24 protein-coding genes are annotated in these 23,638 nt (G+C 63.3%); 11 read left to right on the top strand and 13 right to left on the bottom strand.

Annotated elements, in window-relative coordinates:
* Positions 1–111 precede the first annotated feature (111 nt).
* Both OCK01_RS23820 and OCK01_RS23815 read left to right on the top strand, forming a co-directional pair.
* On the top strand, positions 112–1,050 hold the full coding sequence (locus tag OCK01_RS23820; protein WP_263826120.1) for a DMT family transporter: 939 nt from the start codon (positions 112–114) through the stop codon (positions 1,048–1,050).
* Between the two features lie 86 nt (positions 1,051–1,136).
* Positions 1,137–1,841 (top strand): hypothetical protein, encoded by a 705-nt coding sequence (locus tag OCK01_RS23815; RefSeq protein WP_263826119.1) that lies wholly within the window; start codon positions 1,137–1,139, stop codon positions 1,839–1,841.
* On the opposite strand, the gene OCK01_RS23810 is transcribed toward OCK01_RS23815, so the two are convergent.
* From OCK01_RS23810 to OCK01_RS23800, 3 genes are read right to left on the bottom strand one after another with little or no spacing between them, the layout of a single operon-like run.
* A complete protein-coding gene (locus OCK01_RS23810) occupies positions 1,824–3,089 on the bottom strand; it encodes a sensor histidine kinase (protein ID WP_263826118.1) in 1,266 nt (421 codons plus the stop codon). The two genes, OCK01_RS23815 and OCK01_RS23810, sit on opposite strands and share 18 nt — an antisense overlap.
* 3 nt (positions 3,090–3,092) lie before the next feature.
* Positions 3,093–3,788: a response regulator gene (locus OCK01_RS23805; RefSeq protein ID WP_182826453.1), complete on the bottom strand. Its 696-nt coding sequence runs from the start codon at positions 3,786–3,788 to the stop codon at positions 3,093–3,095.
* A gap of 24 nt (positions 3,789–3,812) precedes the next feature.
* On the bottom strand, positions 3,813–4,382 hold the full coding sequence (locus tag OCK01_RS23800; RefSeq protein WP_182826452.1) for a Spy/CpxP family protein refolding chaperone: 570 nt from the start codon (positions 4,380–4,382) through the stop codon (positions 3,813–3,815).
* A gap of 327 nt (positions 4,383–4,709) precedes the next feature.
* On the opposite strand from OCK01_RS23800, the gene mgtE reads away from it, so the two are divergent.
* Both mgtE and OCK01_RS23790 read left to right on the top strand, forming a co-directional pair.
* A complete protein-coding gene (mgtE, locus tag OCK01_RS23795; RefSeq protein ID WP_263826117.1) occupies positions 4,710–6,137 on the top strand; it encodes a magnesium transporter in 1,428 nt (475 codons plus the stop codon).
* Positions 6,138–6,200: 63 nt separating this feature from the next.
* A complete protein-coding gene (locus OCK01_RS23790) occupies positions 6,201–6,593 on the top strand; it encodes a MerR family transcriptional regulator (protein WP_182826450.1) in 393 nt (130 codons plus the stop codon).
* A 34-nt stretch (positions 6,594–6,627) separates the two neighbouring features.
* Here the strand turns inward: OCK01_RS23790 and OCK01_RS23785 are convergent, their stop codons facing one another.
* From OCK01_RS23785 to OCK01_RS23775, 3 genes are all read right to left on the bottom strand, one after another.
* Positions 6,628–7,002, bottom strand: coding sequence for a methyltransferase family protein (locus OCK01_RS23785; RefSeq protein ID WP_263826116.1), 375 nt, complete (start codon positions 7,000–7,002; stop codon positions 6,628–6,630).
* A gap of 122 nt (positions 7,003–7,124) precedes the next feature.
* Positions 7,125–8,099, bottom strand: a complete 975-nt coding sequence (locus OCK01_RS23780; protein WP_263826115.1) for a heparan-alpha-glucosaminide N-acetyltransferase — start codon at positions 8,097–8,099, stop codon at positions 7,125–7,127.
* On the bottom strand, positions 8,096–8,788 hold the full coding sequence (locus tag OCK01_RS23775; protein ID WP_182826447.1) for a DUF599 domain-containing protein: 693 nt from the start codon (positions 8,786–8,788) through the stop codon (positions 8,096–8,098). Before OCK01_RS23775 ends, OCK01_RS23780 begins: the two co-directional genes overlap by 4 nt.
* A 179-nt stretch (positions 8,789–8,967) precedes the next feature.
* Here OCK01_RS23775 and OCK01_RS23770 point away from each other — a divergent pair, with 179 nt between their 5' ends.
* Together OCK01_RS23770 and OCK01_RS23765 are read left to right on the top strand one after the other, a co-directional pair.
* The gene (locus OCK01_RS23770; RefSeq protein ID WP_263826114.1) at positions 8,968–10,368 is read left to right on the top strand and encodes an L-serine ammonia-lyase; all 1,401 of its coding nucleotides are present in this window, start codon (positions 8,968–8,970) and stop codon (positions 10,366–10,368) included.
* An 85-nt stretch (positions 10,369–10,453) separates the two neighbouring features.
* Entirely contained in the window at positions 10,454–10,885 is a 432-nt protein-coding gene (locus tag OCK01_RS23765; protein ID WP_263826113.1) for a DUF1489 family protein, read from the top strand.
* A 59-nt stretch (positions 10,886–10,944) separates the two neighbouring features.
* Here the strand turns inward: OCK01_RS23765 and OCK01_RS23760 are convergent, their stop codons facing one another.
* The 3 genes from OCK01_RS23760 to OCK01_RS23750 all read right to left on the bottom strand — a co-directional run bounded on the left by OCK01_RS23760 (position 10,945) and on the right by OCK01_RS23750 (position 13,685).
* Entirely contained in the window at positions 10,945–11,211 is a 267-nt protein-coding gene (locus OCK01_RS23760; protein WP_263826112.1) for a hypothetical protein, read from the bottom strand.
* Between the two features lie 81 nt (positions 11,212–11,292).
* The gene (locus OCK01_RS23755; RefSeq protein WP_182826443.1) at positions 11,293–12,702 is read right to left on the bottom strand and encodes a D-alanyl-D-alanine carboxypeptidase; all 1,410 of its coding nucleotides are present in this window, start codon (positions 12,700–12,702) and stop codon (positions 11,293–11,295) included.
* Between the two features lie 251 nt (positions 12,703–12,953).
* Positions 12,954–13,685 (bottom strand): hypothetical protein, encoded by a 732-nt coding sequence (locus OCK01_RS23750; RefSeq protein WP_263826111.1) that lies wholly within the window; start codon positions 13,683–13,685, stop codon positions 12,954–12,956.
* Positions 13,686–13,827: 142 nt separating this feature from the next.
* Here OCK01_RS23750 and OCK01_RS23745 point away from each other — a divergent pair, with 142 nt between their 5' ends.
* Complete coding sequence (locus OCK01_RS23745; protein WP_263826110.1) at positions 13,828–14,145, top strand: hypothetical protein; 318 nt, start codon at positions 13,828–13,830, stop codon at positions 14,143–14,145.
* A gap of 107 nt (positions 14,146–14,252) precedes the next feature.
* Here OCK01_RS23745 and OCK01_RS23740 read toward each other — a convergent pair whose 3' ends face one another.
* The 3 genes from OCK01_RS23740 to parE all read right to left on the bottom strand — a co-directional run bounded on the left by OCK01_RS23740 (position 14,253) and on the right by parE (position 18,115).
* Positions 14,253–14,837, bottom strand: coding sequence for a transglutaminase-like cysteine peptidase (locus tag OCK01_RS23740; protein ID WP_412179064.1), 585 nt, complete (start codon positions 14,835–14,837; stop codon positions 14,253–14,255).
* A gap of 550 nt (positions 14,838–15,387) precedes the next feature.
* Positions 15,388–15,990 carry a PilZ domain-containing protein gene (locus OCK01_RS23735; RefSeq protein WP_246697275.1) on the bottom strand — a complete coding sequence of 201 codons (603 nt, stop codon included), beginning with the start codon at positions 15,988–15,990 and terminating at the stop codon, positions 15,388–15,390.
* Between the two features lie 91 nt (positions 15,991–16,081).
* Positions 16,082–18,115: a DNA topoisomerase IV subunit B gene (gene parE, locus OCK01_RS23730; RefSeq protein ID WP_263826108.1), complete on the bottom strand. Its 2,034-nt coding sequence runs from the start codon at positions 18,113–18,115 to the stop codon at positions 16,082–16,084.
* A 140-nt stretch (positions 18,116–18,255) separates the two neighbouring features.
* Between parE and OCK01_RS23725 the strand changes: the two genes are divergently transcribed.
* The 4 genes from OCK01_RS23725 (at position 18,256) to OCK01_RS23710 (ending at position 22,420) form a co-directional block, all read left to right on the top strand.
* Positions 18,256–19,134, top strand: a complete 879-nt coding sequence (locus OCK01_RS23725) for a hypothetical protein (RefSeq protein WP_263826107.1) — start codon at positions 18,256–18,258, stop codon at positions 19,132–19,134.
* A gap of 79 nt (positions 19,135–19,213) precedes the next feature.
* The gene (gene tpiA, locus OCK01_RS23720; protein WP_263826106.1) at positions 19,214–19,981 is read left to right on the top strand and encodes a triose-phosphate isomerase; all 768 of its coding nucleotides are present in this window, start codon (positions 19,214–19,216) and stop codon (positions 19,979–19,981) included.
* A gap of 131 nt (positions 19,982–20,112) precedes the next feature.
* Entirely contained in the window at positions 20,113–20,652 is a 540-nt protein-coding gene (secG, locus tag OCK01_RS23715) for a preprotein translocase subunit SecG (RefSeq protein WP_263826105.1), read from the top strand.
* Between the two features lie 139 nt (positions 20,653–20,791).
* Positions 20,792–22,420 carry a CTP synthase gene (locus tag OCK01_RS23710; protein WP_263826104.1) on the top strand — a complete coding sequence of 543 codons (1,629 nt, stop codon included), beginning with the start codon at positions 20,792–20,794 and terminating at the stop codon, positions 22,418–22,420.
* Between the two features lie 61 nt (positions 22,421–22,481).
* On the opposite strand, the gene OCK01_RS23705 is transcribed toward OCK01_RS23710, so the two are convergent.
* Positions 22,482–23,612 (bottom strand): NADH:flavin oxidoreductase/NADH oxidase, encoded by a 1,131-nt coding sequence (locus OCK01_RS23705; RefSeq protein WP_263826103.1) that lies wholly within the window; start codon positions 23,610–23,612, stop codon positions 22,482–22,484.
* Between the last annotated feature and the right edge of the window lie 26 nt (positions 23,613–23,638).

The raw sequence follows: 23,638 nt of genomic DNA, 5'->3' as shown, positions 1-23,638 counted from the left end.
AGATCGGCTGATTCTGAGATTGAGGACTATTCAACGCCAGGCCGCTTTTATCGCGTGTGTCAGGCCACGGCCTTCGCTAGATTGCGCGCACGAATCCGGTTCGAGTCCCTCATGACCTCCATCACATCGTCGCCGCCAAACTCCTCCCTTATCCGCGGGCTTCTCATCATGGCCGGGGCCATGATGATCCTGCCCTGCATGGACGCCATCGCCAAATATATGGCCAATGTGCAGGCCATGTCGCCGGGACAGGTGACCTTCTACCGCTTCTTCTTCCAGACGGCGCTGACGCTGCCGCTCTTGGTGACGGTGGCCGGGCGCGGGGCCTTCGTGGCCAAGCGTCCCTGGATGAACCTGCTGCGCGGAGCCCTGCATGCCGCCGCGACGCTTCTGTTCTTCACCGCGGTCAAATATATGCCGCTCGCCGACGTCTTCGCGATCTATTTCGTTGAGCCCTTCATGCTGACGGCGATGTCGGCCTGGATCCTCGGCGAGAAGGTCGGCTGGAAGCGTTGGGTCGCAATCCTGATCGGCTTCGGGGGCGCTATGATCGTCATCCAGCCTAGCTTTCGGCTGTTCGGCCTGACGGCGCTGCTGCCGGTCGCCTGCGCCTTTCTCTTCGCGCTCTATCTGTTCCTCAACCGCGCGATCGGCGAGGCCGATCCGCCGCTCACCATGCAGACGCTGTCGGGCGTCGGAGGCTCGCTGTTCATGGGGGCCGTGCTCGTGCTCGGGGACACCGCCGGCTGGGGCGATTTTCAGATGGCGCTGCCGGATGGGCTGTTCAGTTTCGGGATTCTACTCCTGCTCGGGGGCCTGTCGGGCTATGGCCATCTGCTGGTCGTCAAGGCCTTTCGGCTGGCGCCGGTATCGGTGCTGGCGCCCTTTCAATATTTCGAAATCATTTCGGCCACCGCGCTCGGTTATCTGCTGTTCGGGGATTTTCCCAATCTCTCCAAATGGCTCGGCGTCGCCGTGATCATCGGATCGGGCCTCTACATCATCTGGAGCGCGCGACGCGACGAGATCCGGGTGGCGGTTCAGGATTAACCGAAGGTTCACCCTTTCGATTGGGTTCAAATTTACCTTCGGCTGCGAGATTGCTCGCGCTTCATGATGAAGCGGGAGCTGCTTCGATGTTGGAGTTGACGTTGCGTTATCCCGCCTCGGCGCTCGCCGGGAAACCGCGGCTGACGCGAGACGATGTGCAGATGCTGCGCAGATGGATGTTTCCGGCAGGCCTCCAGAGCGAGACGGACGCCTGGCGCATATTGTTGATTCACCGCTCCGCCCAGGAGAAGAGCCTCGATTGGAGCCGTTGGTTCGTCGAGGTCATGGCCGGATTTTTTACACGAGGCGGCGATTTCCGCCGCAATCCCGACGCCGACCGCGCCGACTGCCTGATGGCGATGATCGCGCCGGAAGGCGTGATCGGCGACGCCGACGAACTCGATCTTCTGCTGCATACGATGGAACTCGCCGGCGCTCGTGCGGACAGCTTGGCGGCGCTTGCGCTCGACCAGTTGCGCCTGGCGTTGGAAACCGGCGAGGGCGCTTACGCCGCGCAGCGCTCAGCCAAACGCAGCGGCATATCGGTCGATGACCTCGACTTCGTCTACCGCATCGTGAGAGACAGGCTGGAGCGCGGCCGTCTTTGCATGACGGAGCGTGAAGCCGCGGCCATGAGCCGGATCGACGCCGTCGTTCGCGGCCGGATGAACCATCCGGGCTGGCGTCGCCTCGTCGACAGCCTCGTCTTGAGCGACGACGACAGGCGGGCGGACCGCGGCTGGCTTCGCGTTGCGCCGACCGACGGTCTCATCCTAGAGGACGCGGCCTGATTGGCCCTTGTCGATCGCGACGCGGAAACAGACGCCGGGTCCGTCGACATCCTCGATCGTCACCGATCCGCGATGCAGCCGAGCGATTTCCCAGACCAGCGACAGGCCGAGGCCCCAGCCGCCATCCGCCTCGCTGCGGCCGGATGGGCGATAGAAAGGTTCGAACACCCTGGCGCGATCTTCGGGCGCGATGCCGGATCCATGATCGCGAACCCGCAGGATTGCGGCGTTGCCTTCGACGCCGAGCGTCACCGACACCGGCGAAGCGCCATGGCGTTCGGCATTCTGCAGCAGGTTGCGGATCAGCCGGCGCAGAAGTTTCTCGTTGCCTATCGCAATCTCGGCGTCGCCTTCCACGGCGGCGCCCGTCACGGCCGCTTCTTCGCTGACCAGCGCCAGGAGATCGACCGATTGGTCGAGCGGCGGCGGGCGCTCGCCGCCGAGACGACTCTTCAGCAGGATTTCCTCGACGATGTCGTCGAGTTCGGCCAGATTGCGGATGATCTCGTCGCGGGTCTTTTCGGTTCGCGCCAGCTCCTGCATCTCGACCGCGAGCCGGAGACGGGCGAGCGGCGAGCGCAGCTCGTGGCTGGCGTTGGCGAGCAGGCTCTTTTGCGATGTCACCAGCGCCTCGATGCGATCGGCGGCGAGATTGAAGGTGCGGGCGACGGCGGCGACCTCGTCGCGGCCATGCACCGGCGCGCGGACGGATAGGTCGCCATTGCCCCAGCTGTCCATGCTGCCCCTGAGGTGGTCGAGCCTGCGGGTCAGGTGACGGACGACGGGATAGGCGCCGAGTCCGACCAGCAGGGCGGTCAACAGAAACAGCCCGACGAGATGGCCGCGCGGCGGCGCGAAGCGGCGGGGCACATAGGCGATCAGCGTTGCGCCCTCGGGCAATTCGATCCGGAAGGCCCGGAAACGGTCGGTCTTTCGGCTCCAGGCGTCATCGGAGTCGAGCCTGGCGATGCGCTCGCCAGCCCCCTGCACGAAGCGTCCCCCGGCGTCGAAGATGGCGATATCGGCGTCGAAGGCGCGGGCGAGGCGATCGAGCATGGCCTGGCGCTGGGCAAGCGGCACATCGGCGCTCAGCACCGAAGCGGCGAGCTTGCTGACGCTCTGTTCGAGCGGGCCGCGATTGGCGTCGAGCCGGCCGAGAAAGGCCAGCGCGCTGAGCGTCACCACCACCAGCGCCAGGCAGCCGAGCACGGTCAGATAGATCTTGAGAAACAGGCGGGAGGCGACCAAGGTTCAACCCTCGTCCTGATTGCGGGCGAAGAGATAGCCCGAGCCGCGCAAGGTGAGAATGCGTCGCGGATTTTTCGGGTCTTTCTCGATCGCCGCCCGGATGCGGGAGATATGCACGTCGATGGAGCGATCGAAGGCTTCGAGTTCCTCGCCCTTGACCATCTCCATCAGCCGATCGCGGCTGAGCACGCGTCCCGCGTTTTCGGCGAGAACGACGAGCAATGAAAACTGATAGCCGGTCAGCGCCGTTTCCTGGCCGTCTATGGTGGCGATCCGGCGGTCGCGGTCGATCTCCAGTCCGCCGAAACGGAGCAACTCCATCTGCTGGACGGAGGAGCGGGCGCGGCGCAGCAGCGCCTTCAGCCGCGCCGCCAGTTCGCGCGGGCTGAAGGGTTTGCCGAGATAGTCGTCGGCGCCGATTTCCAGCCCGACGATGCGGTCGGTCTCTTCGCCACGCGCGGTGAGCATGAGGATCGGGAGGTTGGAGCGGGCGCGGATCTTGCGGCAGACGTCGAAGCCGTCGGTGTCGGGCAGCATCACGTCGAGCACCACGGCGTCCGGCGGGCGGCGGGCGATCTCCTGGAGGCCCGAAGCGCCCGTCGCCGCCGTCCGTACGGCATAGCCTGCCGATCCCAGATAGTCCGACAACATGGCGGACAACCGTGTGTCGTCGTCGATCACCAGAATTTCATCCGCCATGTCGTCGTCCTGCTGTTTGCTCGTTCAGGGAGCTTTCGGCGTCATGTCGTCCATCATGCCGGGCGGATGGTCGCCGTCCATGCCGCGTCCGCGGCCGAAGCCCATCTCGTCGAGCTCGTCGACGAGTTTCTTGCGCTGGTCGGGGTTCAGCACATCTGCGGCATCGGCGACGGCCTTGGCAATGATTTTCGACTTGGCGTCGAGCTTTTCGATCTGCTGCGCCCGGAAGGATTCGATCGCGGCGCGGTCGATGGTCGGGGCTTCCAGCAGGTCGAGAGCGCCGTCGCGCATGGCGCGACGTTCCTGTCGGTCGGGGCGAACCTGGTCCATCGCCGTCTTCAGGATCGTCTTGATCTTGGCCTTTTGCGCGTCGTCGGCGCCGGCGTCGTCCAGCATTCGGTCCATGCGATACTCCATGTAGCCGTGCATGAGCCGTTGGCGCATGCCGCCGGGCCCGAAGCCGTCCTTGCCGTCGGCGAAGGCCAGCGCGCCCGCGCCGAGCACGACGGCCGTGGTGGAGCCGATGATGACGATGCGGCGAAGCCAATTCGATTTCGGCGCTTCCACGATGCCCGTCTCGAGGTCTTGCGTCATGGCTTGGTCCTTTCTTCGCTCTGTTTTCGATGGAGCCAGAATGAACGGCGGATGTTGCGCGGTTTTTGCCGGCGCATGAAGAAATGTAAAGTTGGCGGCAGGGCGCGAAGATGCGCTGCATCAATTTGATTTCGCACGGAAAATTAACGCGGCCTCGACTAATGTTCCCGACGGGATTTTCGGTGGACCGCGCTTGCGAATTCGTCTAGCACCGTTCGGCGGCCATGGATTTGTCGGAAAGAGAAACCGTTCATGCTCAACAGCTCCTGTGCGCCGGAAGGCGCGCGCGGGTGAAGAAGGACAGGACAAGGGGAAGGGGGCGGAGCGATGTCGAAAGACAGCGAACAGGACGTTTTGGACGCCCTCGAACCGGCGGAACGCCCGGAACTCTCCGACATCTACACTGAAGACGGCTCGGTGCGGCACGATTTTCTCGCGCTGGTCGGCGCGGCGATCGCCGATCGCGACGTCATCTTTCTCCGTCGTCATGTCGGCCGCCTGCATATCTCCGAACTCGGCGACGTGCTCGAGGCGATGATGCCGGAACAGCGCATCGCGCTGATCCAGCTGCTCGGCGACGATTTCGATCTCGCGGCCCTGACCGAGGTCGATGAAGCGATCCGTCTCGAAATCGTCGAGCAGATCCCCAACGACGCCATCGCCGCGGCCATCGGCGATCTCGATTCGGACGATGCGGTCTATATTCTCGAAGACCTCGACCAGGAAGACCGGGAAGAGATTCTCGCCAAGCTGCCGTTCACCGAGCGCGTGCGGCTGCGCCGGGCGCTGGACTATCCGGAAAGTTCGGCCGGCCGGCGCATGCAGTCGGAATTCGTGGCCGTGCCGCCTTTCTGGACCGTCGGTCAATGCATCGACTATATGCGGGAGGAGGAAGATCTTCCCGAGACCTTCACACAGATCTTCGTCATCGATCCCACCTTCAAGCTGTTGGGGGCTGTCGATCTCGACCGCATCCTGCGCACCCAGCGCGGCGTCAAGATCGACGAGATCATGCGCGAGACCAGTCACTCTATCCCGGCCGACATGGACCAGGAGGAAGCGGCGCAGCTCTTCCAGCAGTATGACCTCTTATCCGCCGCCGTCGTCGACGAGAACGACCGGCTGGTGGGCGTGCTGACCATCGACGACGTGGTCGACGTCATTCACGAGGAAGCGGAAGAGGACATCAAACGCCTGGCCGGCGTCGGCGACGAAGAACTGTCCGACAATGTGCTGTCGACCGTGCGGTCGCGCTTCCTCTGGCTGTTTATCAATTTCGGCACGGCCTTCCTGTCCTCGACCGTCATCGGCCTGTTCGACGCCACGATCGAACAGATGGTGGCGCTGGCGGTGTTGATGCCGATCGTCGCCTCGATGGGCGGCAATGCCGGCACGCAGACGATGACGGTGACGGTGCGGGCGCTGGCGACCCGTGATCTCGACATTTACAACGCCGGCCGCATCATCCGCCGCGAATTGGGAGTGGGAACGACCAACGGCCTGATCTTCGCGATCCTGGTGGGTCTCGTCGCGGGCTTCATGTATCACGACATCCATCTGGGACTGGTGATCGCCACGGCGCTGTTCATCAATTTCCTCGCCGCCGCGATGGCGGGCAATCTCGTGCCGCTGCTGCTTAACCGGTTAGGGGCCGATCCGGCCGTGGCGTCGTCGGTCTTCGTCACCATGATCACCGATCTCACCGGCTTCTTCGGCTTCCTTGGCCTCGCGACGCTCTGGTTCAGCATGCGCTGAGGAAAATTGACTTTTACGTCAAGGTCAATTAATCTCACGCCGATCCTGAATCTGGCGGCGAGCATGGCAGTGAACAAGTTTTACAGTATAACCGAGTTGACGCGGGAATTCGATATTTCCACGCGCACGCTCAGGTTCTACGAGGATGAAGGTCTCATTCATCCGGAACGGCGCGGCCGCACCCGGCTCTACCGTCAGGCGGACCGGCACCTGATCGCGCAGATCCTGCGCGGCCGCCGCATCGGCTTCACCATCGCCGAGATCCGCGAGATCATTCATGTCTACAAGGAGCCGCCGGGAGAGATCGGGCAGTTGAAGTTGCTGATGCGAAAGGTCGACGACAAGCGCGACGATCTCCGGCAAAAACGCCGCGATATCGACGAGACCATCGCCGAACTCGACAGCATCGAGGAGTCCTGCCTCAACCGGTTGGCGGAAATCGGCGTTTCCACCTGATTTTCATCAAGTTATGTGAAGTCGTCCGCGGCGATCAGAGCCAGGGGCGGGTGCGCCGGCGGTAGCGTTCGAACTCGTAGCCGAATCGCGCCTGCAGGAATTGCTCCTCGCGCTTGATGACCCAGAGATGGGTGGCAACGGCGGCGCAGACCGCCAGACCCGCCGTCCAGAGATTGTTGGCGGCCAGCGCAACGCCGAGCGCGGCGATCATGTAACCCAGATATATTGGATTGCGCGTCAGTCTGAATGGTCCCGACGTCACCAGTCGCGAGGTGTTCTTCATCGAGCCGAGCGCCGTGTGGTGGCTCTTGAGCGCCACGATGGCCCAGACCGCCAGGAACAGGCCGGCTCCGATCATCAGGCTCGACGCGGCGATGCGCAGCAGCGGGACCCCGTTCAGCATATGCATGGGGGCAAACTTGTAACACAGCATGGAGAGTGGAAGGATTATCAGGAAAAACGCAGTCGGCCACGGATAGGTCACCGGTCTTGCGCGATATACATTCATCTCGTCCACCCGCCATTGTGCCCCTATTCGGAGCGAATGCTGCACTGGAATGCGATATCCTTGATCCGATCATCGCTGACCGAGATTGCGCCAGACTGGAATCGCGACAGCAAATCCGTCTTTGAAAGCTGTTCCAGCGTGCAGTCGCAAAAGGACTGGCAAAAGCCGGGCGTCTGGTTTCGTTCGCAACTGGGTCGGCAATTCTGAATATAGGCCTCGCGCGCATCCACCGCCGGGGGTGGGGCGACGAGACTGATCCCATAGAGAATCGCAATCAGCACCGGTTGGTGCGCGAGATAAAAGACGAGACTGTGTCGCCCGATTGCGGCCAGATAGGTTTTCCAACGGTTTTCGCGAGTTTTCCCCAGGTTATTGGCCGGCGTCCATCCGCGGGAACTGACGAATTTGCTGGCGGCCAGCCCGGTCAGAAACGGCGCCAGCCAGGGCAGCATGGGCACGAAGTCGAAAGAGGGACGGTTCTGGTCGGCAAGCCCCAGCCACCACAGCCAGGGCTGGTTGAAGACTCCTCCCAATGGGATGACATGCGGGGCGGCGAAGAAGGCGGCGGCGGCCGCGAGCGTCAACGCCACGGGCGCGCGAAGAAACGCCAGGCCGAAGATGCTCGCGGTCGCCATGGCGTGCAATATGCCGAAATAGATGAAACCGCCCGGCATCCAGAGATAGGTGCCCAGAGAGACCGCGCCGGCGGCGAGGCCGATCACGCCGAGGCGCTTCAGGAAATTCGTCGCCTTGAAGCCGGAGCCATGCGCCAGATAGAGCGAATAACCGGCGAGAAACAGGAATGTGGAGGCGATGGCGCGCGCATAGATCTTCGGCCAGCCGGAGGTGGGAAAGTCTGCCGCGAGATAGCCGAAATCGGCGAGGTCCCACATGAAGTGATAGCTCGCCATCGGAAACAGCGCCAGGCCGCGGGCGATGTCGAGCCAGGCCTGCCGTCTTTTCGGCGGCGCGGCTTCATGAAACGTGTCTGGATTCAAGATTCAATGCCTCGGACAATGGCGTCGCGCGCTTCGGAGAAGAACTGACGGCGGATGAGAACGAAGATGACGAAGGTGCTCATGGCCATGAAGGCATAGGCGTTGACGAACCATCCTAGGTAACCGATCGACAGAAATATGGCGCGCAGCCCGGCGTTGAAGTTCTTTGCGGCGATCACGTTCATGGCGATGACCGCCTCGGCGGCGCGGCGCGCGCCCTCCGGATCCTTCTCGGCCTCGGAGTGCATCGGCAGGCCGCCGAACATGATCGAGCAATAATTGAACAGCCGGTAGGACCAGCCGAACTTGAAGAAGGAATAGGCGAACATCGCGGCGAGCCCGCCGACCTTCATCTCGAATGCGGCGCGGCTGCTGTGAAATACGGCGGGAAGGTCGGCGAAGATGGCCTGCACCTGTTCTGTCTGGCCGAGCAGGGCGAAACAGCCGCCGAGCGCCAGAATAGAGGTCGAAGCGAAAAAGCCTGTGCCGTTCTGCAATCCCGCCATGATCTGGGTGTCGATCATCTTGAGGTCGCGATTGAGCGAATTGCGGATCCAGTTGGCGCGGTGGATAGCCATGCCGCGCGTGACGCTCATACGGCTGAAATTGCGCGAAACGCCGGTCAGCCAATTGAACAGCGCCCAGAGCAGCACGAAATAAGCGATCGCGATGTAATCAAGATGGGTCATAGGGCGGCGTCTGCCTTCGAAGTCTGGAAATCATGCCGCGTCATGGCTGGCGGCGCCGGCGCATGAAACGACGTCATGTCGCCCCCGTGCCAGTGACTGGCGGAAGTTCGGAGGCGACAAACGTCAAAACCATACTAATGTCCAGCATAAAGCTCATGACAGGCGGAAGGCGATAATTCATGTTTCTTTCGGTATTCGACGTTTTCAAGATCGGCATCGGTCCGTCGAGCTCGCATACGATGGGGCCGATGACCGCGGCCAATCTGTTTCTCGATCTCATCCTGTCGCCCGACTGGCCGCGCCCGACCGGCGCGAAGGTCGCGGCGATCAAGGTCAGCCTGCACGGGTCGCTCGCTCACACCGGCATCGGCCATGGATCCGATCGCGCGGTGATCCTCGGACTGACGGGGGCGAAGGCCGCCAGCGTCGACCCCGACAGAATGGACGCGCTCGTCGCCGAAGTCGAGACCTCGGGCCGGATTTCGCCGCCGGGACATGAGGGCTACGCTTTCCGTCCCAAGGACGACCTCGTGCTCGACAAGAAGACGCCGCTCACCGGGCACGCCAACGGCATGTTGTTCCAGGCCTTCGACGGCTCGGGCCGGTTGCTGCTGAAGCAGATCTACTATTCGATCGGCGGCGGTTTCGTCGTCACCGATCTCGAGCTCGAGAAGATGCGCGCCGCCGCCAAGAAGCCTGAGGCGATCAAGGTTCCCTATCCCTTCGCCACCGCAAAGCAGATGCTCGACATGGCGGCCCGATCCGGCCTCACCATCGCCCAGATGAAGCGCGCCAACGAAGAAGCGACGATGAGCCGCGAGGCGTTGGACGCCGGGCTCGACCGGATCTGGGACGCCATGCGCTCCTGCATCGAACGCGGCCTGCAGGTGGACGGCATCATGCCCGGCGGGCTGAAGGTGCGCCGTCGCGCCAGGCAGATCCACGACAAGCTGCAGGAGGAGTGGCGCTCCAACAAGTCCAATCCGCTGCTGGCCAATGACTGGCTGTCGGTCTACGCCATGGCGGTGAACGAGGAAAACGCCGCCGGCGGCCGCATCGTCACCGCGCCGACCAATGGCGCGGCGGGCGTCATTCCCGCCACCATCCGCTATTACGAGCATTTCCATGAGGACTGGGACCAGGACGGCATCCGCGACTATCTGCTGACGGCCGCCGCGGTCGGCGGCATCATCAAGCACAACGCCTCGATCTCCGGCGCCGAAGTCGGCTGTCAGGGCGAAGTCGGCTCCGCCGCCGCCATGGCGGCCGCCGGTCTCGCCGCCGTGATGGGGGCCACGCCCGAGCAGGTGGAAAACGCCGCCGAAATCGCGCTCGAACACCATCTCGGCATGACCTGCGATCCCGTCGCCGGCCTGGTGCAGGTGCCCTGCATCGAGCGCAATGCGCTCGGCGCGGTCAAGGCCGTCACCGCGGCGTCGCTGGCGCTCAAGGGCGACGGCCAGCATTTCGTGCCGCTCGACGCCTGTATCGAGACCATGCGCCAGACCGGGCACGACATGAGCGAGAAATACAAGGAAACCTCGACCGGCGGCCTCGCCGTCAATGTGGTCGAGTGCTGATCCGACCATGCAGTCCGGCGGACGCGGTTGTTGATGCTCCGCGTCCCGCCATTGACGCGGCGGCCTTGCTGACGGAGAAGGGGCCATGGCTCTTCATCTCATCAAACTCTGCGTCGGCGCCGAATCGATCGACGATCTCCGCGAATGGGTGGACGAGCGCGCCCGCCTCGCCGTCTCCGCCGGCCTGGAACCCCATTCCGCCCATGTCACGCGCATGGTTCCCAAACGCATGGCGGACCTGCTGGACGGCGGTTCGCTCTATTGGGTGATCAAGGGCGTGCTGTCGGCCCGCCAGCAGCTGCTCGGCATCGAGGAATTCACCGACGCCGACGGCATCGGCCGCTGCCGCCTGCTGCTCGCGCCCGAGGTGATCGAAACCATGCCGCAGCCGAAGCGGCCGTTCCAGGGGTGGCGCTATCTCGAAACCAAGGATGCGCCGGCCGATCTGATGGCCGGCGGCCAGGGTGAGATGCCGGCGGATCTCAAGCGCGAACTGGCGGAACTGGGCCTGCTCTAAAATCGAAAAAAGGCGGAGCCTCGCGGCCCCGCCATGTCTGGTCGATCCATGTTTTCCAGTCAGCGCATTCGCAACCTGACCGGTGCTTTGCCGCGCGGCGAGCGCACATGCAGGTGCAGGGCGACATGCGGTTGGTTGGCGCGCCAGGCGCGGGCGCCGTGGCTGAGCAGCATCGCCACCAGATCCTTGGTCTTGTCATGGGATCGGTTCAATCCCATGCCGGCGAGCTTGAGCGCGGCTTCGTGTAGCGGCAGAAGGCCGAGGCTCTTGCCATAGGCTTTCCGTTGCGGTTCGTCGCGCAGGTCTGAATGCGGCGTGTTGGACATGAGGGGCCTCGTACGCAATACAAAATCGAGGTTTCCGTGCGACCGCGGCGAAAACGCACGCCGCGGCCGAATTCTTCAAGCTTATTGCATGGCCGCCCAGCAGCTGACGCCCTTGCGCTTCAGCGCCTTGCAGGCGTTGACGGCGGCGTCCTGGTCGGCGAAGCCGCCGAACCGGGCGCGATAGACCTGTGCGCCGCCGTTCGAGAAGGCCATGGCGAAGGGGGTGGCGGCGCGGAGCGAGCGACCGCCCTTGTCCTTGACGCGATCGAGGATGTTCATGGCTTCCTGGCGTTCGGACGCGGTTCCGACCTGAATGACCCAACCCTTCGCATAGGATTCGGACGGGCCGGTGGAGGCGGTGGTCACGGTGTCGACCTTCTGCGCTTCGGCGACCGGACGCTGCGGAATCTCCGAGAGGCCGCTGGTGTCGGGCGCGCCGACGGAGCTGTCGAGCGAAGCGGTCTTGGTGATCTTGACGGTCTTGGCGCGGATCACCGGCACGGTGTCGGCGGCGTCGGCCTGCAGTTCCTGCGCCTGGGCGCCGTCGTCGTATCGGGCCTGCGGCACCGGACCTCTGTGCGGCAGGTCGAGGCTGTGATCGGCCGAAGCGACCTGCATGGCCGGCGCATCGTCCGAGGACGAAGCGGCGTAGGCGGTCTCCACGGCGTTTTTCGACGCCATCGACACGAAGGCTTCGCCATTGCCCTTGCGCGAGGCCTTGGGCAGATAGGCTTCCACCAGACGGCGCATTTTGGCGTTGCGGGCGCCGCCCGAGGGGCTGCCGAGCACGACGCCGACGATGGAACGGCCGTCGAGCTGCGCCGAGGTGGCGAGGTTGAAGCCGGCGGCGCGGGTGAAGCCGGTCTTGATGCCGTCGACGCCGCGGACCACGCCGAGCAGACGGTTGTGGTTGCCGATCACGCGCTTGCCATAGGTGAAGCTGCGGGTCTGGAAGTAACCGTAATACTGCGGGAAATGCTTGCGCAGCGCCAGGCTGAGACGCGCCTGGTCGCGGGCGGTGGTCACCTGGCGGGAGTCCGGCAGGCCGTTAGCGTTGACATAGATGGTGCGGCTCATGCCGAGGCCGCGGGCCTTGGCGGTCATCATCTTGCCGAAGCGCGGCTCGCTGCCGCCGAGGAATTCGGCGAATGCCGTGGCGCAGTCATTGGCGGACAAAGTCACCAGCGACAGGATGCCCTGTTCGACCGTAAACGAGCGGCCGGCGCCGATGCCGAGCTTGGTCGGCGACTGCGACGCGGCGTGTTTGGACATGGTGATCTTGGTTTTCAGCGAGATGCGGCCGGATTCCAGCGCATCGAACACCATGTAGAGCGTCATCATCTTGGTCAGGGACGCAGGGTAGCGCAGACCATCGGGGTCTTCCTGATGCATGACCTTGCCGTTGCGGGCGTCGATCACGATCGAGGCCGGCTTGGGGCCGGCGACGGTTTCAGAGGCGTTGGCGAAAACGAGGGTTGCCGCCAGAGCCATTGAGCAAACGGTTTTTGCGAGAAGGACGCATTTCCCCCTGAGGGAGGGCAACGAGAATGTGGGCTTCGACACTAGGCTACTCTTTGCTTCTGTTGCGCTGACCTGAAAAGGCCGAGAGTTCGAAACCGCAAGATAGGTCGTTAGCGTTACCAAACCGTTGACGCGTTGTTCGAAACCGGGTCCGAACGCGAGAAACGCCGCATTTTGGGACGTTTCGTGAACATTTGCGAGAGTCCGTTTTTCGGCCGGGTTCAAGGCGACGGATCGAGCCGGCGATCGGAGAATTCCCTGACGGCGCGGTCGAGGTTGCGCCATTCGGGCAGCAGTCTCGAGGAGAACCGATAAAGAAGCGTGAGATCGCGTCCGACATGGATGTCGCGCTGGCAATCGCTGGACGTCGCGTCGCCGGCGTTTTGAGGAAGGATGCAGCGGGTGACGAACGGCATGGGGCTCGTTTCGTCGCCGGTCAGGATGACCTCGGCGCCATAGCCGGCGTTGGGATCGAGCCGGTGCAGCGAAAGCCCGCCCGGGCCGGGTTGCGGCTCGCCCGAAAACAGCCGCCTGTAGATCGGCTCGAGCCGGCCGGACATGTCCCGCGACATCACGCTTTGGCTATATTGCAGGAAAAGAAGGTTGCCGCCGTCGTCGGCCTGGTTGAAACGGTCGGCGGTCGCCGCCGAATAGCCCGCCATCTCCGGCCAGGCGACGACGATGTCGACCTGATCGGCGTCGCCGCTTTTCCGTTGTTCCGGGAAACGAAACATGTTGGCTGGAAGCGCCAGCGTATCCTGGCCGATCGTCACCGCGAGAAGCTCCTCGGAGTCGGTGCGGCCGTCCTGGGCGAGCCAGGCTCCATAACGGGCTGCCCCATATGACAGCACGAGAGACGCGACCGACAGCGCCGCAAGCGCCCCGACGACTTTCCACAGGAACGAGGTCGACAGAAGCGGGGCTTCGTCAGCGTCCGAATTGTCGTCACGCATAGGGTCTCTCCAGGCGCTGGCGGATCACGCCAAGTCTCGGACCGAGTGCTAGCGCCGCAGCCCTGCGCCTGGCTGGATGCGGCGTCTGGCCCGGAATTTGCTGCGGGTCTGGAAAAGCGTCTGCAATGGATGGAAGTGGCACATGTTGGAAGCGAGCGACGTCGTCGTCAACCTGGTCATCGGATTGGCGACGCCTCTGGCGATCGTGGATTCAAGTCGGCTGATCTTCAACGGACCGCGTCCCGAGCAGGAGACGGGTGCGGGCCGATCCGGCCGCCTGTTTCGTCTTCTCCTGGCGCTGGTGGCGGGTCCCGCTCTTTTCGGCGAGCGGATCATCACGGAGATCCGCTCCGGCGGGCTGCGCGGCGCCCAGATCGGTCTGTCGATCGCCGCCGTCCTCGCCTGGTCCTGGCTCTACGGCCTGGCGCTGCTCGGACTGCTCAGGCAGGTTCATGGATAAGAAAAAGCCGGTCCCGGGGACAACGGGACCGGCAAATTGGGCTCGGTCGGACGGGGATTGGGGACGTGACCGGCCCTTGGAGGGTCATTCTGCGGCGTTGGCCGCAATCAGTTCAAGCTGCCGACCACCGGTGCGCGATCATCCTCGATCTTCACCCATTTGGCGGCGCTCAGCGTCGATTGGCGCTTGAGATAGGTATATTCGGTGTCTGCCCAAAGAAGGACCTTGTTGCGCATATTGTCGAGCACGAAGTCGCCGCGGTCCGTGCGGACCGTCAGCACGGCATGGCCTTCGCCATTCGGCTGCAGCACGACGGTGATCAGCAGGTCGGCCGGCGAAAAGCCCTTCTTGATCAGCAGTCGCTGCTTCAGAAGCACATAGTCTTCGCAATCGCCGACGTCGGTGGGATAGGCCCACTTCTCTTCGACGCCATAGATTTCCTGGTCGGTCAGCGGCTGGACCTTCGTGTTGACGTCGTAGTTCACCTTCAGGATCGTCTTCCACGCCGCCTCGGTCAATTGCATCGGTCCGGGGTCGTCCTGCTTCGCGGAGCAGGCGTTGGGGTTGTCGCGGCAGAATTCGTAATGGCCGATCGGCGGATTGGTCTTTCCGAGCGTCACCATGTTTGGCGAGTAGGCCAGAGCCGCGCCCGCCGCCGCCGTGATCGCCGCGGCGGTGATGATCGTTTTGATGCTTCTTGTGTCGAACATGTTTTTGTCTCCCCGTGTTGAGAAGACAATGGCACAAGCATTTTTACCGCTCGCGAATATACGCGGATGAATTCGATGTAAAAACGAGTAAAAAGCAAATTCATTTCGAGGTAAATCGAGTTATTGTTTGATTTATACTTGAGTAAAATGCAAATAGATTTAAACTAAAATAAGCATCGATTTCGCGCCAAATGCGCCGAAAATTTTATCGAACCTGTCTTAGGCTTTTGAAAACACGGAACAAATTTCCTGGGTCAACGCGCACTGGAAGAGCATTGTCGCCTCGATGACGTTGCTGTGCCAGGACGAAACAATCTGTCCCGCTCTGGGGCAGGGGCGTTTTCTGGACCGACCGGCGCCTCCCGCTCGAGATCTGGACCGGCTAGCGGCGAAAAAATAATTTTTCTTTTTTTGAGGCGAAAAAACCGCGCCCCGAACAATTCGGAGCGCGGTCATCCGGCCAGCGCGCGAGGGCAACGAGAAAGGCCGGGCGTCTGGCCCGGCCTCGCGTAAATCCGTCTGATCTGGGTTCTTACCGGTAGGACTCGAAATGCTCGCGGCTCAACATGCTCGCGAATTCGATCGCCACGCCTTCCTGAAACTGGCGCACGACCTTGCCGCGCATGGTGCCGAGCCGAACAGGCGTCCCGAGCGCCGGACGCACCTCGATTTCGATGGCGCAGCCGGACATCGACAGGTCGATGATGCGGCAGGGATAGGAACGGCCGTCGTCCAGGGCCAGTTCCGAACGGGCCGAACGCGGCGTGATGCGCTCGTGGCGGCGATCTTCGGGCAGGCCGAGCGCGGTCTTGTTGGCGAGCCAGGTCAGCTGCGCGGCGAGTTTCTCGCGCTTGCGGTCGGTGGCGTTGATGGTGGTGACGAAACCATGATCGACGAGTTTGATGACCGAGCCTTCGATCCGGCCGATATGATCGACATAAGCGATGATCCGGTCGCCGATCTTCGGCAGCGCGGCGCAATGGAAATGAATATCGCCCGGCGACATATCGACGGCTCTGCATTCGAGCTCGGTATAGTCCGGCAGCATCAGGCGGCCGGCCAGGCTCACGACCACGCGCTGAAACGAGCGTGCGTCGATCGTAACCGGTGATACGGCGGTTTGCGAAGCTGGCATTCTGAAACCCAATCGTTCTTGAAGCGAGAAGAATAGCCTCCCGCACCTTAACAATCTGTGTCGGTGCGGCTCACGAGAATGGGCAATCTGATTAAATGTCCAGATTTTCTGCGAATTGCGCCCGCTCCTGGATGAAGCGGAAACGCGCTTCGGGCTTGGTGCCCATGAGAGCGTCGACCGCGCCGCGCGTTCCTTCGAAATCCACCTCGTCGATATCGACGCGCAACAATGTCCGCGTCGACGGATCCATGGTGGTCTCCTTCAACTGCGGCGGCGACATTTCGCCGAGACCCTTGAATCGGCTGATCTCGATCTTGCCGCGGCCGGTGAATTCCGTCTCCATCAGCGCCATGCGATGGGCGTCGTCGCGGGCGTAGAGCACCTTGGCGCCCTGGGAAATGCGATAGAGCGGCGGCACGGCGAGGAACAGATGTCCCTTGCGGATCATATCCGGCATTTCCTGATAGAAGAAGGTGATGAGCAGCGAAGCGATATGCGCGCCGTCGACGTCGGCGTCGGTCATGATGACGACGCGTTCGTAGCGCAGGTCTTCCTCGCGATATTTCGTGCGCGTGCCGCAGCCGAGCGCCTGGATCAGATCGGCGATGGTCTGGTTGGCGCCGAGTTTCTCCTTGCCGGCGCTGGCGACGTTGAGGATCTTGCCCTTGAGCGGCAGGATGGCCTGGTTGGCGCGGTTGCGCGCCTGCTTGGCCGAGCCGCCGGCCGAGTCGCCTTCGACGATGAACAGTTCGGCGCCTTCGGCGGAATTCTGCGAGCAGTCGGCGAGCTTGCCGGGCAGGCGCAGCTTGCGGACCGCCGTCTTGCGGCTGACTTCCTTTTCCTTGCGCCGGCGCATGCGCTCTTCCGAGCGCTCGATCACCCATTCGAGCAGCTTGTCGGCTTCGTTGGGATTGTCGGCGAGATAATGGTCGAAGGGGTCACGGATGACGTTCTCGACGATGCGCTGCGCTTCGACGGTGGCGAGGCGATCCTTGGTCTGGCCGACGAATTCCGGTTCGCGGATGAAGACCGAGAGCATGCCGGCGGCCGAGATCATCACGTCGTCGGTGCTGATATTGGCGGCTCGCTTGTTGTTGGTCAGTTCGGCATAGGCCTTGAGGCCCTTGGTGAGCGCAATGCGCAGGCCGGCCTCATGCGTGCCGCCTTCGGGCGTCGGGATGGTGTTGCAATAGGAATGCAGCATGGCGTCGCCGCCATACCACGTGACCGCCCATTCGACCGAGCCATGGCCGGTCCGCTCGGTCTTGCCGGCGAAGATGTCGCGCGTGACGGTAAAATCCTTGCCGATCTGGGCGGCGAGGTAATCCTTGAGGCCGCCCGGGAAATGGAAGACGGCCTTGTCTTCATATTCCGTGCCGGCCACGAGTTCGGGCGCGCAGGACCAGCGGATCTCGACGCCGCCGAACAGATAGGCTTTCGAGCGCGACATCCGGTAGATGCGGCCGGGATCGAACTTGGCGTGGGCGCCAAAAATCTGCGGATCGGGATGGAAGCGCACGCGCGTGCCGCGGCGATTGTGGACATCGCCCAGTTCTTCCAAGGGCCCCTGCGGAATGCCGCGCGAAAAGCGCTGGCGGTAGAGCTTGCGATTGCGGGCGACCTCGACTTCGACGAAATCCGAGAGCGCATTGACCACCGAGACGCCGACGCCGTGCAGACCGCCCGAGGTCTCGTAAGCCTTGCCGTCGAACTTGCCGCCGGCATGCAGCTTGGTCATGATCACTTCGAGCGTCGACTTGCCGGGCACCTGCGGATGGTTCTCGACCGGGATGCCGCGGCCATTGTCGCTGACGGTGAGGAAGCCTTCGGCGTCGAGATGCACATCGATGAAATTGGCGTGGCCGGCCACCGCCTCGTCCATCGAATTGTCGATGACTTCGGCGAAGAGGTGATGCAGCGCCTTCTCATCCGTGCCGCCGATATACATGCCGGGACGCATGCGCACCGGCTCCAGCCCTTCGAGCACGCGGATGGCCGAGGCGCCGTAGTCGTCGCCGGACTTGGCTGCAGGCTCCTGCGGCGCGGCTTTTGGCGGCGCAGCGGCGGACCGCTCCGGCTTCGGGCTCTCGGGCATGTCGTCGAATAGGTTCAGGGCTTGGCTCATAGTGTCCTGTTCGGAAGTGATTGGTTCCGCGAATCAGCAGATTCTGCCAGAAGCCGCGGACAGGCGCGATCGGCCGAGATTTGCGTCCGAAAGCGCCGAAAGGCAAGCGCGCATGCGAAATGCAGGCGAGGGGGAAGGCAATGTCCACAGTTCAGTTGCTGAAAAGCGTCGCAATCGCTGCGATCTTCACGGTTTTTGCGACAGGATCGGCCTCTGCGCTGGAACTGAAGCCGTTCAAGGACTCGTTGTTCGCTTATCCCGCAATCCTCTCTTCCGAGGACGATGGCGACTTCGTCACCGTCGATTATCAGGAGATGCGCGACATCAACGGCCGCGATCGCGTGCCCGAGCGCGAGGTGAAGGGCGACTATGTCTCGCTCGGCGTGCGCTGGAAACAGGATTTCGAGACGAGCGAGGCCGGCGGCCGCGAAATCGAGGTTTTCCGCGCCGGCAAGCTGAAAAATGCGGCATTCGCGGTGATCTTCATCCATGGCCGCGGCGGCGATCGAAAGCTCGGGGCCAACGACAAGCGCTTCGGCGGCAATTTCAACCGGCTCAAGAATCTCGCCGTCGACAATGGCGGCGTCTATATCGCGCCGTCGGTGAAGAGCTTCGACGCCGATGGCGCGGACGAAATCGCCGCGCTGATCGGGGCGGTGAGGGCGAGCGCCCCGAAAGCGCGGATTGTGCTGTCTTGCGCGTCCATGGGCAGCTTCATCTGCTGGAACATCGCGCGGGATGCGCGGACGGTGGCTGAATTGAGCGGCATGATGGTGATGGGCGGCGTGACCGATCCCGATTACAAGGCAAGCGCCGCGCATCAGGCGAAATTGCCGCTGTTCTTCAGCCATGGCTCGCGCGACAGCGTTTACGCGGCGGAGCAGCAGGTCGCGGCCTATAAGGCGCTGAAGAAGGAAGGTTATCCGACCCGCTTCGTGCTGTTTCAGACAGGATCGCATGGCACGCCGGTGCGCATGACCGACTGGCGCGACAGCCTGAACTGGATCTTCGCGCGCTGACGTCCCTCTTGCCACAATTCGCTTGCCGGGTTTTCCCCGCCTCTGATAGAGCGGCGGTTACAATATCGGGAGAGACGAGATGACACCGGACGTTCGGCCGCTCGTGGCGGGCAATTGGAAGATGAACGGGCAGCGTGAGCAGCTCAACGAACTCAAGGCCATGGGCGAGGGCGCGCTGGCGCTCGCCGGCAAGATCGACATGCTGATCTGCCCGCCGGCTACGCTTCTCTATGTCGCGACCGCGCTTCTGACCGACAGCCCGCTGGAAATCGGCGCCCAGGATTGCCACACCGCGCAATCCGGCGCCTATACCGGCGACATTTCCGCAGACATGATCGCCGATTGTTTCGGCACGCATGTCATCGTCGGCCATTCCGAACGCCGCACGCTGCATGGCGAAAACGACGCGCTGGTGCGCGCCAAGGCGGAAGCCGCGCATGCGGCCGACCTCACGGCCATCGTCTGCATCGGCGAGACCGAAGCCGAGCGCAAGGGCGGCCAGACGCTCGACGTGCTGGAAACGCAGCTCGCCGGCTCCGTGCCGGATGCGGCGACCGCCGAGAACACCGTGATCGCCTATGAGCCGGTCTGGGCGATCGGCACCGGGTTGACCCCGACGGCGGCTGACGTGGCCGAGGCGCACGCCTTCATGCGCAAGGAGCTCGTCGCGCGCTTCGGCGACGAGGGCGGCAAGATGCGCATTCTCTATGGCGGCTCCGTCAAGCCGTCCAACGCCGCGGAACTGATGGCGGTCGACAATGTCGACGGCGCGCTGATCGGCGGGGCGAGCTTGAAATCATCCGACTTCCTCGCCATTTGCGGCGTGTATGAGACGCTGATCTCCTGATCCGCATCTGCCTGATCGCGGGGCGATCCCCGCATTTCGCTCGCCGGGGGCTTTCAAATCGGCGTGCGCTCGTGTAAGAGCGCCCGCGAAACTGGGCTTTTTCCGGAAAGAGCCCAAACAGGATAGGACTTATGCAGACCGTATTGATCGTGATCCATCTGATGATCGTGCTGGCGCTTGTCGGCGTGGTGCTCATCCAGCGTTCCGAAGGCGGCGGCCTCGGCATCGGCGGCGGCTCGGGCTTCATGAGCGCCCGCGGCGCGGCCAACGCGCTGACCCGCACCACGGCGATTCTCGCCGCGCTGTTCTTCATCACGTCGCTCGGTCTCGGCCTGCTGGCCCGGTATGAGGCCAAGCCGACCGACATCCTGAACCAGCTGCCGACCAGCACCTCGGGCTCCAACCCGAACGGCCTGCTTGACTCGCTCGGCGGCAACAAGCCGGAAGCCAAGCCCGCCGATCCCAACGCAATCCCGACCGGCGGCGACAACACCAATGCGGCGACGCCCGCCCAGAACGGCGCTGCGGCTCCCGCCGTCACTCCGGCCCAGCCGGCGGCGACCCCGGCCCAGCCCGCGGCGACGCCCGCCGAGCCTGCCGCGACCCCGGCCCAGCCTTCGGGCGCGGCCACCGCGCCGGCCGCCGGCGGGCAGCAGACGCCCGCGCAATAACGAGGCCTTCGATGGCTGACAGAACCGGCAGGCTGGACCTGCCGGTTTTTTGTTGGGAATGCGCGAGCAGTTCCAATTTCGCATGAAGTTGAAATCAGGACTGGCGGAATCAGCCGGGACGCAGTAACGGATAAAGCCCATGGCGCGATATGTTTTCATCACTGGCGGTGTGGTATCCTCTCTCGGCAAGGGGATCGCGGCCGCAGCACTGGCGGCATTGCTACAGGCGCGGGGCTACAGAGTCCGGCTTCGAAAGCTCGACCCCTATCTCAACGTCGATCCGGGCACGATGAGCCCGACCCAGCACGGCGAAGTCTTCGTGACCGACGACGGCGCGGAAACCGATCTCGACCTCGGCCATTACGAACGTTTCACCGGTCGTTCGGCCAACAAGGCCGACAACATCACCACCGGCCGCATCTACAAGAACATCATCGACAAGGAACGCCGCGGCGACTATCTCGGCGCGACCGTGCAGGTCATTCCGCACGTCACCAACGAGATCAAGGATTTCGTCGTCAGCGGCAATGACGGCTATGATTTCGTGATCTGCGAGATCGGCGGCACGGTGGGCGATATCGAGGCGATGCCGTTCATGGAAGCCATCCGCCAACTCGGCAACGACCTGCCGCGCGGCACCGCCGTCTATGTGCATCTGACGCTGATGCCCTATATTCCGGCCGCCGGCGAACTCAAGACCAAGCCGACCCAGCATTCGGTCAAGGAATTGCAGGCGCTCGGCATTCATCCCGACATCCTGCTGGTCCGCGCCGATCGCGAGATCCCGGAAGCCGAACGCCGCAAGCTGTCGCTGTTCTGCAATGTGCGCGCCTCCGCCGTCATCCAGGCGCTGGACGTCGCCTCGATCTATGACGTTCCGATCGCCTATCACAAGGAAGGCCTCGACGACGAAGTGCTGGCCGCCTTCGGCATCGAGCCCGCGCCGCAGCCGCGCATGGACGCCTGGGAAGAAGTCTCCCGCCGCATCCACAATCCGGAAGGCGAAGTCACCATCGCCATCGTCGGCAAATATACCGGCCTCAAGGACGCTTATAAGTCGCTGATCGAGTCGCTCTATCACGGCGGCATCGCCAACCAGGTGAAGGTGAACCTGGAATGGATCGAATCCGAAGTGTTCGAGAAGGAAGATCCGGCGCCCTATCTTGAAAAGGTCCACGGCATCCTGGTGCCGGGCGGCTTCGGCGAGCGTGGGTCTGAAGGCAAGATCCGGGCGGCGCAATTCGCCCGCGAGCGCAAGGTGCCCTATTTCGGCATCTGCTTCGGGATGCAGATGGCGGTGGTGGAAGCCGCCCGCAATCTCGCCGGCATCGAGCATGCGTCCTCGACGGAATTCGGCAAGACCAATGAACCGGTGGTCGGCCTTATGACCGAATGGGTCAAGGGCAACGAGCTTCAGAAGCGCTCGGCGTCGGGCGATCTCGGCGGCACGATGCGCCTCGGCGCCTATCGCGCCGCTCTCAAGAAGGGCACCAAGATCGCCGACATCTACGGTTCGACCGAGATTTCCGAGCGTCATCGCCATCGCTATGAAGTGAATGTCGACTACAAGGATCGTCTGGAAAACTGCGGTCTGGTGTTCTCCGGCATGTCGCCGGACGGCGTGCTGCCTGAGACGGTTGAATATCCCGATCATCCCTGGTTCATCGGCGTGCAGTATCACCCCGAGCTCAAGAGCCGGCCTTTCGAGCCGCATCCGCTGTTTGCGAGCTTCGTCGAAGCGGCGTTGGTGCAGAGCCGCCTGGTCTGATCGTCCAAGAGCAGAATTCAAAAAGGCCCGGAAGCGACGCTTCCGGGCCTTTCGTTTTGCATCAGGCGTAGGCGCCCTTGCGCAGGACCTTGTCCTTGGCGCGCACAGCGTAACCGGCCTGCGGCGCATGCAAGTCATAGGCGCCGTCGCTCGGATCGAGCGCGACTTTGGCGTGGGCGGCGAAATTGGGATCGTCGAGCGCCTCGCGGGCCAGCGCGACGAGATCGGCCTTGCCTTCGGTCAGCAAGGCTTCGGCCTCGCGCGCTTCGGTGATGAGGCCGACGGCGGCGGTGGGAATGTCCGATTCAGTGCGGATGCGGGCGGCGAGATCGGCCTGGTAGAGCGGGCCGGGCTTGATCGACGCGCCGTCGAAGCCGCCTGAGGAGACGTCGATCACATCGACGCCGCGCGCCTCGAGTTCGCGGGCGAGCACGATGCTGTCCTCGATCGTCCAGCCGTCCGGATGCCAGTCGGTGGCGGAGATGCGGCAGAACAGCGGCTTGGACGCCGGCCAGGCGGCGCGGACGGCCTGGGCCAGTTCGAGCAGCAGGCGCATGCGGTTTTCGCGCGAGCCGCCATACTCGTCCGTGCGCTTGTTGGCGAGCGGCGAAAGGAACTGGTTGAGAAGATAGCCGTGCGCGGCGTGGATCTCGACCACGTCGAAGCCGGCTTCCTCGGCCCGGCCGACGGCGGCGACATAGGCTTCCTTGAAGCTCTGGATGTCCTCCAGCGTCATTTCGCGCGGCGTCTTGTAGCCGCGTGCGGACTCGGAATGGATGACCGGGCTCGGCGCGATCGGCTCCCAATCCTCGTAACCGATCGACAGCTTGTCTTCGTCCCTGACCTCGGGACGGAACGGCACGGGAGACGAGGCCTTGCGACCGGCATGGGCCAATTGAATGGCGGCGGCTGCGCCCTGGCTATGGATGAAGGCGACGATGCGTTCGAGCGGCGTGATCTGGAAATCCGACCACAGGCCAAGATCGGCGTAGGAGATGCGCCCCTCGGGCGAAACGGCGGTCGCCTCGACCATGACCAAGCCGAAACCGCCGATGGCGAAGCGGGCGAGATGGGCGAAATGCCAGTCGTTGGCCGCGCCGTCGATGGCCGTATATTGGCACATCGGAGCAACCATGAGGCGGTTCTTGAGCGTCAGACCGCGCGCCTGGAAAGGAGAAAAAAGCATGCTCATCGGAAGATCCTTGTAAAGCTCCGCGC

This window comes from Rhizobium sp. TRM95796, assembly GCF_025779995.1.
Taxonomy (GTDB): domain Bacteria; phylum Pseudomonadota; class Alphaproteobacteria; order Rhizobiales; family Rhizobiaceae; genus Rhizobium_E.
The sequence above is the reverse complement of the archived record's forward strand: the minus strand, read 5'-3'. Positions and strand labels throughout refer to the sequence as shown.